Genomic DNA, 13902 nt, shown 5'->3' on the forward strand with positions numbered 1-13902 from the left:
CGGTCGTTCCGCGGGCTCCACTCCCGACCGAGCAAGCTCAGCGCCGCCGACGCCGACCGGTTCCGAAGATGCTGCGCGAGATTTCCCGCCCGGCGGCCGAGGCAGCCGATCGAAGGAAGCTCTTGACCGCCGGGTTGCTCATGATGCGCTCCGCGGCCGACGGCCCGTCCGGCTCGCTCGGAGGCAGATCCGGCAGATCGGCGGGCAGCGGTGGGATATCGAACTTCTCGGCCGGCACAGCCACGTCCGTGACGCGTGCGTTCATCCGCTCGTAGGCGGACTCGCGATCGATCGTCTCGCGGTACTTGGCGGACAGGGTGCTCGACGACGCGGCAGCCGCGATGGCGTCGTTGCCGATGGTGTCCATCAGGGAGCGGGGCGGGCGAATCTTCGTCCATGCCACCGGTGTCGGCGCGCCTTTCTCCGAGAGCACCGTCACGATCGCTTCTCCGGTCCCCAACGACGTCAGTGCCTTCTCGAGGTCGTAGGCGTCGGTCTTGGGGTACGTGCGCACCGTCTTGTTCAGTGCTTTCTGGTCGTCGGGAGTGAAGGCGCGCAGAGCATGCTGGATTCGCGCACCCAGTTGGGAGAGAACGTCGTTGGGGACGTCGGTGGGCAGCTGCGTGCAGAAGAAGACGCCGACGCCCTTCGAGCGAATGAGCTTGACGGTCTGTTCCACCTGCTGCAGAAAGGCTTTCGACGCGTCGGCGAAGAGCAGATGCGCCTCGTCGAAGATGAACACGAGCTTGGGTTTGTCGACGTCACCCACCTCGGGCAACGTCTGGAACAGGTCGGCCAGTACCCACATCAGGAAGGTGGAGAACATCACCGGGCGGGACGCCTGAGCACCGAGCTCGAACAGGGTGATGACGCCTCGTCCGTCGGGTCCGACGCGGAGCAGGTCCTCGGTCTCGAGTTCCGGTTCGCCGAAGAAGGTGTCGCCGCCGTCGGCCTCGAGATTGGCCAAGGCACGCAGGATGACTCCGGCGGTCGCCGACGAGACACCGCCGATGCCTTTCAGGTCGGCTTTGCCTTCGTCACTCGTCAGATGCATGATCACCGACCGCAGGTCCTTGAGATCGAGCAAGGCAAGTCCCTGGGAATCGGCCCAGTGGAAGATCAGCCCCAGGGTCGACTCTTGAGTGTTGTTCAGCCCCAACACTTTGCTGAGCAAAATCGGCCCGAACGCGGTGATCGTGGCCCGCACCGGCACCCCGATTCCCTCGGTGCCGAGCGAGAGAAATTCCACCGGGTGTCCGGCTGGAGCCCAGTCCGTCAGGCCGGTGTCCGCAGCGCGGCTGCGGATCTTGCCGGTGTCTTCGCCCGGCGCGGACAAGCCCGAGAGATCTCCTTTGACATCGGCCATGACGACGGGAACCCCTGCCGCAGAGAGTTGTTCGGCAATACCCTGCAGGGTCTTGGTCTTACCGGTTCCGGTGGCCCCGGCTACGAGACCGTGCCTATTCAACGTCGCCAACGGAATACGAATGCGGGCAGCGGGGTCGGTGACACCGTCCAGAACGACGGTTCCCAGTTCCAATGCCGCACCTGCCGATGTGTATCCGGCGGCGATCTCGCTTGCTTTACCGTGCACCGCCGTTGCCGACCCTTGCTCTGCGGCACGCGCCTCGGCCTCGGCGGCGTCGGCCGCAGCCAGAGCTTCGGCAGCCACCCGTGCGGCTTCCACGGCCGCCGCTTTGGCCGCCTTCGCCTTCTCGGCAGGGCTGAGCGTGGGTGCCGGCTGCGTCGGGTCGCCTGTCATGTCCGCATCCTTTCGTGAACGTGCGCTGAAGTGAACGGGGTCGATCGCCACCGCAAACCCTAGTGGCTGTGGTGCGCGCACTACTGTGGAGCGAGTGCAGGACAAACTCGTGTGGATCGACTGTGAAATGACCGGCTTGGACCTGAGCAAGGACAAGCTGATCGAAATCGCGGCGTTGGTGACCGACAGTGAGCTCAACATCCTCGGGGAGGGTGTCGACATCGTCATCCACGCCGACGACGATGCGTTGGCGAACATGCCGGCCGTCGTCACCGACATGCATGCCAAGTCGGGCTTGACCGACGAGGTGCGCGCGTCGACGGTGAGCCTGGAGGAAGCCGAGCAGCGCGTGCTCGCGTACATCAAGGAGCACGTCCCGGTGGCCGGAACGGTTCCACTCGCGGGAAACTCGATCGGGACCGATCGTGGATTCATCTCTCGCGACATGACCGCGCTCGACACCTACCTCCACTACCGAATGATCGACGTCAGCTCGATCAAGGAACTTTCTCGACGGTGGTACCCACGGATCTACTACGGGCAGCCGGCCAAGGGCCTTGCGCACCGCGCCCTCGCGGACATCAAGGAGTCGATCAAAGAGTTGCAGTACTACCGCCGGACGGCCTTCGTGGCTCCGCCGGGGCCCTCTACCAGCGACATCGCAGCAGTTGTTGCCGAACTCGACACGCAATCGGGGGCGGATTAGCAACCTCGGATTCAACCCGCTAGTATTGTCGACGCTGCTGATGCAGAGCCCGAAAAGGTTCTGCGGACGCGTGCAATGGTGGGCGTAGTTCAGCTGGTAGAGCACCAGGTTGTGATCCTGGATGTCGCGGGTTCGAGTCCCGTCGCTCACCCCACACGAAGAAGGCCGGTCTCCTCGCGAGGCCGGCCTTTTTCGTGCATTCACTCCACCCTTCGCCAGGGTGTTCGAGCGGACGGTGCGTACCCACCCTGACCTCGAATTACGTTGTTGTAATTCACCTTTCGAGTTTCTTATGGGGTTTCTGTGACGTACGGTTACCAATGGCACTTTTGGGGAAGAAAAGTACCAACGTGATTCATGTGTTTTCTGCTACGTGAGTTCAGCGTGCCCCGAAGCGTCACCGAACATGCTCGACGCCCAGCTCGCACCCATCCGACGGGTGCACGGCGGGCAGAGACGAGGAGGCTTTTTCGTGGGTCGCAGAATGCACAGAGTCATAGCGGGTTCGATCTTGTCGGCAGCACTGTGCATCGGCACAACCGGCTTGCTCAGCCCAGCGGTGGCCACCGCTCAACCCACGATCGAATTACCTCAGATCCCGATCCCCCAGCCCGATGCGCAGCAGCGGGCCGCAATACTCGCCGCGGTGCTCGACGCCACCGGTGTGCTCATCAACCAGGTCGCGGCGATCGTTCTCGACGGCGACGTGCTGTCGGTGCCGGATACCGCAACTCCCGCGGATGTACCCGAGATCGAACTTCCGAGTGCGCCGCCCACGGTGGGGCTCGGCGGTGCCGTGCTCCCGATCGACGCAGGCAAATATCGCATCACTTCGGGTTACGGCGGACGCAACAACCCGACCGGCAACGGCGCGCAGTACCACCAGGGTGTGGACCTGGCTGCCGACAGCGGAACCCCGATCCATGCGGTGACCGGCGGAACCGTCGTTCAGGCCGGAGACGCGGGCGACGGCTACGGCAAGCTCGTTCGGGTCAAGAGCGGAAACACCGAGACCTACTACGGCCATCAGTCCAGCCTCGCTGTGTCCGTCGGTGACGAGGTGGCACCGGGAGATGTCCTCGGGGCGGTCGGCAGCACCGGCAATTCGACGGGACCGCATCTGCACTTCGAGGTCCGCAACAACGGCTCGAGCATCGAACCGGTCGCGTACCTGAAGACACTCGGGATCGATCCTTCGCTCTACCAGACCCGCGATCGAAGCTGATCCACCCGATCGATACCGATCAGACCGTGGTGGCGTTGCCCGCTTTCCACTCGTCCCAGGGAATGTTCCAGTCGCCGAGACCATCGGTGCCCGACAACGTTCCACCGACGGTGTTCTTGACCACGACGATGTCACCGCGCTTGGTGTTGTCGTAGACCCACTTGGCGTTGGTCGGACTGAGGTTCAGACACCCGTGCGAGGCGTTGGAGTAGCCCTGCTGCCCCACCGACCACGGTGCGGAATGGAAGAAGATGCCGCTGTACGACATACGCGTCGCCCAGTCGACCGGAGTGCGGTACCCGGTGGACGAGTTGACCGGCACACCGTAGGTCGACGAATCCATGACGAGATGCTCGAATCGATCACCGATGATGTAGACGCCGTTGTCCGTCGGGGTGGAGTCCTTGCCCATCGACGTCGGCATCGTGATGACGTCCTGGCCGTTGACGTTGAACGTCACCTGCTTGGTGTTGTCGTCCGCAGTGGCAATGACCGCGTCGCCGATCGTGAACGACGTCGTCGCATTCTCCTGGCCGTAGATGTCGTCACCGAGATCACGCCCGTACACGTTGACGGCCACGTCGACCTTGGTGCCCGGTGCCCAGTAGTTCTGCGGTCGCCAGCGAACCTCTTTGTTGTTCACCCAGTAGAACGCACCTTCCACGGCCGGCGTCGTGGTGACCGTGATCGCATTCTGGGCAGCAAGCTTGTCGGTGATCGCCTCGTCGAACTGGACCGCGACGGGCTGCCCGATACCCACCACGTCGCCCGGGTTCGGCAGAACGTAGGGCTTGGTGAAATTGCCCGGCTGGCTGGTGGTGAAGCTCGACACCGTGCTCGACGATCCTCCGAGTCCGTACGCATCGGCCTGCACTCGATACTCGCGGTTGTAGCCGAGGGGTTCCGTGTTGGTCCACGACAGCCCGTCCGGAGCAATGGCTCCCGATACCGGCTCGCCGTCGGGGTTGAGCATCGTGACCGAGGACAACTTGCCGTCGGCAACCGAGACGGTCACCGGGTCCGCCGGTGAGAATCCGACTGCTCCGTCGAGCACGCTCGCGGTCAGCTTCGGTTTCATCAGTTCGGTCATCGGATTGGAATCGATCGGAACGGAGGGTTCGGAGATGTCCGTCTGCGAGCTGCACCCGGACAGCACCGCCACCGAAGCGACAACTCCCACCGCGGCGAGAACGAATCCTCGAGACACCCTCATGAACACACCACTTCCCACTTCGAGCCCGACCCGGACGATTCTGCCAGCGCAGAATCCACACATTCCACTCGACAGCCCGTTCGACGAATAACGTTCGAGTACCAATCGCCCTGCAGAAAGTTGGTGTTACCTCCCTGCCACACAGAGCGGTGCCGCGAACGCACATCACCGCCTAGTTCGCCGCCCGGTGAGGACAACGTCATATCCGGCTAACCGATGTGTAATGGCCGCGCACACTGCACCGGGCACTGTGGAAGCCATGGTCACCACGGTGAAGACGCTCTGCGCATACTGCGGCGTGGGATGCGGCATGGTGCTCGAGGTCGGTGGGCCGTCGGCGGCGAAGTCCCAGTCGAGCTCCCAGTCGACGCTGCCGATCGGGCCCACGGTCACCAAGTCGGTCGGCGACAAGACCCACCCGGCGAACTTCGGCCGACTGTGCACCAAGGGAAGCACCACCGCAGACATGCTTGCCGCGCCGGGCCGCCTCGACAAGGCTCGGATTCGCCACCGGCGCGGTGACCGGCCGGAGAGTACGGACACCTCGGTGGCCATCACCGATACTGCCCGCAGGCTCCGCACGATCCTCGACGAACACGGACCCGATTCCGTTGCGCTGTACGTATCGGGGCAGATGTCGATCGAGGCTCAGTACCTGTCGAACAAACTGGCCAAAGGGTTCATCGGTACCAATCAGATCGAATCCAACTCACGATTGTGCATGGCCAGCGCGGGGACCGGCTACAAGCAGTCACTCGGAGCCGACGGTCCGCCGGGGTCGTACGAAGACTTCGACAACGCCGACGTGTTCCTCGTCATCGGCTCCAACATGGCCGACTGCCACCCCATCCTGTTTCTGCGAATGATGGACCGGGTCAAGGCCGGTGCGAAACTGATCGTGGTCGATCCGCGGCGCACCGCCACCGCCGACAAGGCGCACCTGCACCTCATGCTCGAACCGGGATCCGATCTGGCGCTGCTCAACGGCCTGCTGGCTCTGATCGTCGACAGCGGAAACACAGACCCTGACTTCATCGCCCAGTTCACCGACGGCTGGGACGCGATGCCGGAGTTTCTTCGCGACTACACCCCTGAGAAGGTCTGCGCTGCAACCGGTCTCGCCGAGGAAGATCTGCGTGCCGCAGCGGAGATGATCGGGACTGCAGAGAACTGGATGAGCTGTTGGACGATGGGACTCAATCAGTCCACCCACGGCACCTGGAACACCAACGCACTGTGCAATCTCCACCTGGCAACGGGTGCTATCTGCCGGACCGGAAGCGGCCCCTTCTCGTTGACCGGTCAGCCGAACGCGATGGGTGGCCGGGAAATGGGATACATGGGCCCCGGACTGCCGGGCCAACGGGCGGTCACCAACGACACCGACCGCGCCTTCGTCGAGCAGGCCTGGAAAATCCCGCCCGGAACACTGCGCACCGACGTCGGTGGTGGAACCATCGAGATGTTCTCGAAGTTGGCTGCGGGCGACATCAAAGCTTGCTGGATAATCTGCACCAATCCTGTTGCGTCCGTCGCCAATCGAACAACCGTGATCGACGGTCTCGAACGTGCCGAACTGGTGATCACTCAAGACGCCTTCGCCGACACCGAGACCAACCGATACGCCGATGTCATGCTGCCCGCTGCGCTGTGGACCGAGGCCCATGGTGTCATGGTCAACTCCGAGCGGAACCTCACGCTGTTCCAGCCGGCTGTCGAAGCACCCGGCGGAGCACTCCCCGACTGGAAGATCATCGCCGACATGGCCTGCGCCCTCGGCTACTCCGAGTCGTTCACGTACTCCAGTGCCGAAGAGATCTTCGAGGAGATCAAGCGATTCTCGAACCCCGCCACCGGTTACGACATTCGCGGCGTCACCTACGACGGGCTCCGCGAGGGTTCGATTCAGTGGCCGTGCCCGCCCGAGTCGACTACCACCAGACACCCCATCCGGTACCTCAACGACGGAGTCAGCCAAACCCTGCGGGTGTCGGAGGACGGCTCGATTCCTGCCCTGTCGTTCCCCACCGCAAGCGGTCGAGCGCAGTTTCTCGCCCGACCCGCCATGGCACCGGCCGAAATGCCGGACGACGACTATCCGTTCCTGCTCAACACGGGGCGACTCCCCCATCACTGGCACACCATGACCAAGACCGGCAAAGTCGCGAAGCTGAACAAACTGAACCCCGGCCCGTTCGTGGAAATACACCCGACCGATGCGGGCCGGCTCGATCTGTCCGACGGCGATACCGTCGAACTGTCGTCGCGTCGAGGCCGTGCAGCACTGCCCGTTGTCGTTACCGACCGAGTGTTACCCGGAGGCTGCTTCGCGCCGTTCCACTGGAGCGACGAGTTCGGCGAATCCCTGGCGATCAACGCGGTGACCAATGACGCCGTCGATCCCTACTCGCAGCAACCCGAATTCAAGGCCTGCGCCGTGTCGCTGACGAAAGTATCTGCTGCTCAATCGGATTCGCCCGATACGTCCGAGGACGTGCACGATCCGGTCGACGCTCTCGCCGTGTTGGTCGGCCGCCCGAGCCGACCCGCAGAACCGTTCACCGTCATCGAACAAAGTTACATGGCAGGCCTGCTGGAGGGACTTCGGACCGACGCCGCCCGTTCTGCGCCGGGAACCCCCACGCTGCCCGAACGGACCCCGCTGACTCCCGAGACGCACGCGTGGCTCGACGGTGTTCTCGCAGGCCTGTTCTCGCGCACTCCCTCGCCGGGCACCGATGCACCCGCCGCGGACACCTCGTCGGCAGCGGGCAGACCACTGCTCCTGCTGTGGGCCTCGCAGACGGGAACTGCCGAGGAGTTCGCCCAGTCCAGTGTTTCTCATCTGCGAGCTGCTGGGTCTGCCGTCACCGAACACTCCATGGACTCGTTCACCGCAGACCGACTACCGGCCGAGGCCGACGTGTTGATCGTCAGCAGTACCACCGGGGACGGCGAAGCACCCGACAACGGCGCAACCTTCTGGGAGAGCCTGACAACCGATTCGGTACCCGCACTGGACGGAATCCGTTACGCCGTGCTGGCGTTCGGCGACTCGAGTTACGCAGACTTCTGCGGGCACGGCCGCAAGATCGACGAACGCCTCGAGCAACTCGGTGCGCGGCGACTACTCGGCAGGGTCGACCTCGAGCCCGACTACGAGAACGAGGCCGCCGAGTGGCTCGACTCGGTGAGCGCGCTGCTGGCAGGTGACTCGCCAACGTCCGATCCCGCCACCGCGCCGGCCGAGCCTGGGGCACCCGCACGTCGGCCTGCGGCCGCTGACGTAGGACCGCGCTACAGCAAGAAGTCGCCCCTCGTGACCACTCTCGTTCGGAATCGAGTGCTCACCGCACGCGGATCGCTCAAGGACGTCCGTCAACTCGGATTCCACCTTCCTGCGGGCACCCTCGAATACGAGGTGGGTGACGCACTCGGGGTCTGGCCTCGCAACAGTGACCAGTACGTGCAGGAGTGGCTCGGTGCCACCGGACTCGACGGTGACGCCGTCGTCGACTTGGCCGAGCACGGTGAAATGCCGCTCCGTACGGCGTTGGGTCGGCACCTCGAGATCGCCCGTGCCACACCGGATCTGTTGAAGTTCGTGCACCGGCGTACCGCGAACGACGACCTCGAGGCCATGTTGCATCCGGACAACAGACACACGCTCGCCGACTGGATGTGGGGACGGCAATCGATCGATGTACTTGCCGCACATCCGGTTCGCGCGTCGGTGGACGATTGGCTCGGCGTTCTCAAGCCGTTGCAGCCGCGTCTGTATTCCATCTCTTCGAGCCCGAAGGAGAATCCCGAGGAGGTGCAGGTGACCGTCTCGGCTGTGCGATACAACGTGCACGGCGTCGCTCGACGCGGGGTGTGCTCGACGTATCTGGCCGACCATGCCGCCAACCATGACATCGGGATATTCGTTCAGAAATCGACCCATTTCAAACCGCCCGAGGATCCCGCCACGCCGATGATCATGGTCGGCCCCGGCACCGGCGTTGCACCGTTCCGGGCGTTCCTGCACGAGCGGCGCGCGCTCGGGCACACCGGCCCGAACTGGCTCTTCTTCGGCGAACAGCACGCGGACACCGACTTCTACTACCGCGACGAACTCACCGCGATGCTGAGCGACGGGTCGCTCGACCGTCTCGACGTCGCCTTTTCCCGGGATCAGAAGGACAAGGTCTACGTGCAGGATCGTATGCGCGAACACGGCAGCGAGCTCTGGAACTGGATTCACCGAGGTGCCCACTTCTATGTCTGCGGCGACGCGTCGAGAATGGCCAAAGACGTGGATGCGGCCCTGAAAGGCGTGGTCGCACAGCACGGGAAACTGGCCCCGAGCAGTGCCGAGGCGTACGTCAAGGCTCTCGCTGCGGAGAAGCGGTACGTGCGCGACGTCTACTGATCCGCAGCCACCAGCGGCGGGACAGTGCGCAGGAGGAAGGCGATTTGGTCCGCGACCACCTGCTCGAAGTCATTACCGAGATAGATGTCGAAATGGCCTGCGTCATAGGTTTCGATCTCCCCGAGCGGGGCTGTCCGGGCGTATCGCAGGGTGGCCTTCGCCGGCGCCACAGAATCCGTGTTGCAGACGACGAAGAGTATCGGGCAGCGGACGTCCTTCGCTCGACGTCCGGGCCGATGGCGCACGATCTGCAGCGCGAAGCGGGCGGCAACCCGATTGTGGAACGACTCGTCGGAGTCCGGAGCGAGCGCGAGGTACCCGTCGTAACTGTCGGGTGACGTCATCAATGCGGTAGTCCCCGGTCGTCCGGCGGTCGCCACCATCACCGGCGGCCGCCCGATCACCGATCCCAGCAGATCGCGCACGGCCCGCACGGACAGTTTGACCGAGGTCCATGTGTTCGAAGCGAGCCCGGAGGCGATGCCGTCGGTGAACGGACACTGCGCGACAACCGCGGCGACACGCTGATCCCGTGCTGCCGCGACGATGACGTGGCCACCGCCGAACGACGAGCCCCACAACACGATTCGCGAACCGTCCACGTCCTGCCGACCCCGGGCGCACGCGATCGCTGCGGCCCAGTCCTGCAACTGGGACTCGATATCGAGCAATTGTCGCGGTCGCCCGCCACTGTCTCCGAAGTACCGATAGTCGAACACCAGGCACGCGTAGCCCTCGGCGCGAAATCGTTCTGCGTAGGCGTCGAGTCGCATTCCCCGGGTTCCGCCGAGACCGTGCGCCATGACGACCACCGGGGCCGGCTCGGTGCTGTCGGGCAGGTACAGCCACGCCGCACAGTCGACGCCGTTCGAGTCGAACGTAATGTCCTTACGATCAGGGACCGCGCCCCCCGGCTGCGAATTCATGGGCGAACCATAACCCACGAACACCGGCAGCGGAATCGGTCGATCTACGGTGCCGAATGCTCCGCGGCGTAGGCATCGACGCGACCGTAGGCGATCTTGGGGGTCCAGTCTCTACGAACCAAGCCGAAGTTCTGTTCGGTGTCGGCGGTGTCGGACCCGGCGTCTCGGAGACTGTAGACGTAAGCCGGTCCGAGCCAATCGTTGCCGAGGACGGCGTCGAGAACGATCCCGATGCTGTCCGATTGCACCTGCTCGCTGACGCTGTTGGGGTTGGTCCCGGTCGGTGCGCCGAATTCGGTGATCCAGATCTGTTTGCCACTGTCACCGCCGGCAACCATGGTGTCTCGCATCGACCACATCTTCATGGCGGTGTTCCATGACGCTGTGCTGGGGTCGTTGGGTAGGTACGGCCACGTGTAGGGATGCACGTTGAAGGCGTCGAAGTACTTGTTGGATCCTTGCGCGTACATCTTCGACAGGAACGACGTGCCCGCGATGTTGCCGTTCGTGTCCTCGGACGGTGCCATCCCACCGACGAGCACGGTCGAACCGGGCTGCACCTGTTTGATCGCCGTGTAGGCCGCTCGAAGCAGCGCCGAGTACGCCGTGACGTCGGGAACGGGCTTGAAGAACGTCACGATGTTCGGCTCGTTCCATACTTCCCAGATCTTGATGCGGTTCTGGTACCGCTGAACCACCGTCTTGGCGAAAGCCGCGTAAGTGGACGGGTTTGCAGGACGGGAGTGAGAATCGTTGACCGCGGCAGCTACTCGCGCCCATCTGGGGGTGTAGGCGATGATCCCGTGCGGGCACATCCCGTGGGCCACGACGGCATCGATCACTCGGTCCGTTCGACTCCAATCGAAAGCGCCCCGTGTCGATTCGATTGCGGACCAATCGATGTCGAGACGAACCGCGAAGGCTCCCGCGGCTTTGGCAAGCGTCAGTTCGCGATCCAGATCTGCTGGGGAGAGGCTACCTATCGACGCGCCCGGCGAGACTCCGATCCGGATGGCGTCGGACTGCCCGCCACAGTTCACCGGACCGGCCTGAGCCCGCACGACGGGAGATGCACCCACTGCCGGCGTCGCAGCGAACGGCAACACCAGAGCCGCAAGAACGGCCATCACCCGCAGAGGAGCATTTGCTTTCATCTGCGGGACGATAGCAACACCGGTAGGCGATCTTCGCCGAAACGGATTGTCATACGCTTTGTGGCAATTACGGCAACGATTCGGATTGACGCAGAATTCGACCCCGCAGTCATCGGTAGGACGACATTGCCTGTACTACCATATGCCCAATGACAACAGGATTTCCCGGTTTCGACGAGCGTCTCAACGAGTTACTCGCCCGGCAGGCGGAGAAATCCGGCCTCGGGACCGATGAATTCATTCGGCGGGCCGTGGTCGATCGACTCGTTCGTGAACTGTCCGACGATCAGGATTCCGAGGTCGGTGCTCTGCTCCGGGCTTTGCAGGCCGCTTCGGAGAAGGGCGTCGAACCGGCCGAGGTGACGCGGGCATTCGGTACGCCGATCGACGACCCCGAGAGGCTGGCAGCAGTGACTCGGACAGGGTTGATGGACACCGGATCCGACTCCGGCTACGACCGGATCGTCGCGATGGTCGCCGATGCATTGAGCGCTCCGTCTGCCGCATTCTCGCTTCTCGACGACAAGCGTCAGTACTTCAAGAGTGCACTCGGACTGCCGTCGGAACTCGGTGGCGCGCAAGAGGTTCCTCTCGAAGCGTCCATCTGCCGTTATGCGATCGATCTAGGCCAGCCGCTGGTGGTGGAAGACGCGAGACTCAACGACGCCCTCAAGGATCATCCGTCGGTCCAGAGCAACCTGTTTGTTTCCTACCTCGGAGTTCCGCTCACCGACGATGACGGCCATTCCGTCGGAACCCTGTGCGTGTGGGATCGACAGCCGCGGCAGTGGACCACCGGCCACGTTCAGATACTGCAGGACTTGGCCTGGATTATTCGCGAGCGAGTTTTCGAATAAGGGGCGCTTTCCCCGACAAGTATTAGCATTTTCGACCTACAACCGACTTCGAGTTTTTTTCGTGAAGTCGACCGGGTGTCCACTTTCGTGGCGGTATACATTAATTGGGATATTCAGGACCGACCTCATTCGAAACTAACCACCGGAAGAAGCCGTGCCCGAAACACTGGAATCACCCCACACTCGCCCGCGGGCTGCCGAGCCCGACGTCGTCGTAGCCCGTCGCACACTCGCGGACCGACTACGGGTCGATCCGCTGAACACCGCCGTCAATGTTGCGGTCGACGTGTTCGGTGCCGCGGTCGCAGTTACCGGAGCGCTGCTGTGGTATTCGGGCAGTCTCGTCGACACCGGCTGGCTGCCATGGCTCTTCCTCCCGCTGCTCATCGGAATCATGGCGGGCAAGTCGATGTACAGGCGCAGCCTTCGTCGCAACTTTCTCGACGAGATCGGGCCTGCCGAAACGGCTGTTGCATTCGCTGCGCTCGCGTTGATGGTCGTGATGTTCCTGGCCGACACCGAGTACCGGCCCAGCGCGGTCGTGTTGCGACTGTGGCTGCTCAGCGCATTCACGATTGCGATCGTCCGGCTCGTACGCATCGTCGTCCAGCGCGTGATTCGCACCAAATTCGGATCGGCAGCACCGACCATCGTGCTCGGCAACGACCCGATCGCGCATCAACTCGTCTCTCGCACAAGACAATTTCCTGAGTACGGTCTTGTTCCGGTCGGTTACGTAGGAGAAATCCCCGTCGCCGACGTCTCATCGGGAGGCGAGCTGCCCGATCTGCCGCACCTGGGACTGCCCAGCGATTTGGAGGCAGTTGCGCGCAGGACCGGTGCGGAGGAGCTGATAGTGGCATTCGCTCCGACCGAAGACCAAGTGTTGGTCGGCGCGATCAGGACTGCGCACCGGCTCGGAATGCGAGTGTGGGTGGTACCCAGGCTGTACGACGCCGTCGGCGTCAACACTCGTGTCGAGCACATCGGCGGCCTGCCGCTGATGGTGCTGCCGCACGTGAACCCCAAGGGTTGGCAGTTCGCCCTGAAGGGTGTACTCGATCGAGTTCTGACGGCAATCGGACTCCTGCTGCTCTCCCCCGTCTTCCTGACGCTGATGCTGCTCGTGCGCCTGAGCTCCCCCGGCCCGATCTTTTTCGCGCAGGAACGAATCGGCCGCGATGGGCTGCCGTTCGACTGCCTGAAGTTTCGGTCCATGCGGCCTCCACGGGCATCCGACGCGGCGTTCGAGCGGAAGGCCGGGGACGCACCAGGTGGCGTCGAGGGTGTCGACCGGAGAACGCGTATCGGCAAAATCATGCGACAGACCTCGTTGGACGAGCTGCCACAGCTGCTCAATGTCCTTCGTGGCGACATGAGCTTGGTCGGCCCCCGGCCGGAGCGGCCCGAGTACGTGGACCTGTTCGAGATGCAGATCCGTCGGTACGGTGAACGGCACCGGGTCAAGGCCGGTGTGACGGGATGGGCTCAGGTGCACGGCCTTCGGGGCCAGACGTCCATTGCCGACCGCGCGGAGTGGGACAACTACTACATCGAGAACTGGTCCATCTGGCTCGATGTCAAGATCCTGTTTCTCACCGTGCTCGCCGTTCTGAAACGCGCCGAGGACTGATCGTGGTCTACG

Annotated in this window: 9 protein-coding genes and 1 tRNA gene; 6 read left to right on the plus strand and 4 right to left on the minus strand. The window is 63.5% G+C overall.

Translation table 11 applies throughout. The annotated features are described in order from the left end of the window. Nucleotides 1-37 precede the first annotated feature (37 nt). Nucleotides 38-1762, minus strand: a complete 1725-nt coding sequence (locus K414_RS0120315) for a helicase HerA-like domain-containing protein (RefSeq protein ID WP_027497615.1) — start codon at nt 1760-1762, stop codon at nt 38-40. A 94-nt stretch (nt 1763-1856) separates the two neighbouring features. Between K414_RS0120315 and orn the strand changes: the two genes are divergently transcribed. The 3 genes from orn to K414_RS0120330 all read left to right on the plus strand — a co-directional run bounded on the left by orn (nt 1857) and on the right by K414_RS0120330 (nt 3693). Then, entirely contained in the window at nt 1857-2468 is a 612-nt protein-coding gene (gene orn / locus K414_RS0120320; RefSeq protein ID WP_027497616.1) for an oligoribonuclease, read from the plus strand. Between the two features lie 78 nt (nt 2469-2546). Further along, nucleotides 2547-2622, plus strand: a tRNA-His gene (locus K414_RS0120325). A gap of 330 nt (nt 2623-2952) precedes the next feature. Beyond that, nucleotides 2953-3693: a M23 family metallopeptidase gene (locus K414_RS0120330; RefSeq protein ID WP_205912818.1), complete on the plus strand. Its 741-nt coding sequence runs from the start codon at nt 2953-2955 to the stop codon at nt 3691-3693. Between the two features lie 19 nt (nt 3694-3712). On the opposite strand, the gene K414_RS0120335 is transcribed toward K414_RS0120330, so the two are convergent. Beyond that, nucleotides 3713-4906, minus strand: coding sequence for an Ig-like domain-containing protein (locus K414_RS0120335; protein WP_032370364.1), 1194 nt, complete (start codon nt 4904-4906; stop codon nt 3713-3715). 223 nt (nt 4907-5129) lie between these two features. Between K414_RS0120335 and K414_RS0120340 the strand changes: the two genes are divergently transcribed. Then, the gene (locus tag K414_RS0120340; RefSeq protein ID WP_051365187.1) at nt 5130-9320 is read left to right on the plus strand and encodes a bifunctional nitrate reductase/sulfite reductase flavoprotein subunit alpha; all 4191 of its coding nucleotides are present in this window, start codon (nt 5130-5132) and stop codon (nt 9318-9320) included. Here the strand turns inward: K414_RS0120340 and K414_RS0120345 are convergent. Both K414_RS0120345 and K414_RS0120350 read right to left on the minus strand, forming a co-directional pair. Further along, entirely contained in the window at nt 9314-10246 is a 933-nt protein-coding gene (locus K414_RS0120345) for an alpha/beta hydrolase (protein ID WP_027497620.1), read from the minus strand. The genes K414_RS0120340 and K414_RS0120345 overlap by 7 nt on opposite strands. A 44-nt stretch (nt 10247-10290) precedes the next feature. After that, nucleotides 10291-11400 carry a cellulase family glycosylhydrolase gene (locus K414_RS0120350; RefSeq protein WP_037219422.1) on the minus strand — a complete coding sequence of 370 codons (1110 nt, stop codon included), beginning with the start codon at nt 11398-11400 and terminating at the stop codon, nt 10291-10293. 149 nt (nt 11401-11549) lie between these two features. Between K414_RS0120350 and K414_RS0120355 the strand changes: the two genes are divergently transcribed. Together K414_RS0120355 and K414_RS0120360 are read left to right on the plus strand one after the other, a co-directional pair. Further along, nucleotides 11550-12257 (plus strand): GAF domain-containing protein, encoded by a 708-nt coding sequence (locus tag K414_RS0120355; RefSeq protein WP_027497622.1) that lies wholly within the window; start codon nt 11550-11552, stop codon nt 12255-12257. 154 nt (nt 12258-12411) lie between these two features. Further along, the gene (locus tag K414_RS0120360; RefSeq protein WP_027497623.1) at nt 12412-13890 is read left to right on the plus strand and encodes a sugar transferase; all 1479 of its coding nucleotides are present in this window, start codon (nt 12412-12414) and stop codon (nt 13888-13890) included. Nucleotides 13891-13902 lie beyond the last annotated feature (12 nt).

This window comes from Rhodococcus sp. JG-3 (genome assembly GCF_000482405.1).
GTDB lineage: Bacteria > Actinomycetota > Actinomycetes > Mycobacteriales > Mycobacteriaceae > Rhodococcoides > Rhodococcoides fascians.

Bases quoted from the DNA above. Each gene is read 5' to 3' on its own strand.
- K414_RS0120340 (WP_051365187.1), top strand. From the start codon at position 5,130: ATGGCCGCGCACACTGCACCGGGCACTGTGGAAGCCATGGTCACCACG.
- K414_RS0120355 (WP_027497622.1), top strand. From the start codon at position 11,550: ATGACAACAGGATTTCCCGGTTTCGACGAGCGTCTCAACGAGTTACTC.
- K414_RS0120315 (WP_027497615.1), bottom strand. From the start codon at position 1,762: ATGACAGGCGACCCGACGCAGCCGGCACCCACGCTCAGCCCTGCCGAG.
- K414_RS0120345 (WP_027497620.1), bottom strand. From the start codon at position 10,246: ATGAATTCGCAGCCGGGGGGCGCGGTCCCTGATCGTAAGGACATTACG.
- K414_RS0120330 (WP_205912818.1), top strand. From the start codon at position 2,953: ATGCACAGAGTCATAGCGGGTTCGATCTTGTCGGCAGCACTGTGCATC.
- K414_RS0120350 (WP_037219422.1), bottom strand. From the start codon at position 11,400: ATGAAAGCAAATGCTCCTCTGCGGGTGATGGCCGTTCTTGCGGCTCTG.
- K414_RS0120335 (WP_032370364.1), bottom strand. From the start codon at position 4,906: ATGAGGGTGTCTCGAGGATTCGTTCTCGCCGCGGTGGGAGTTGTCGCT.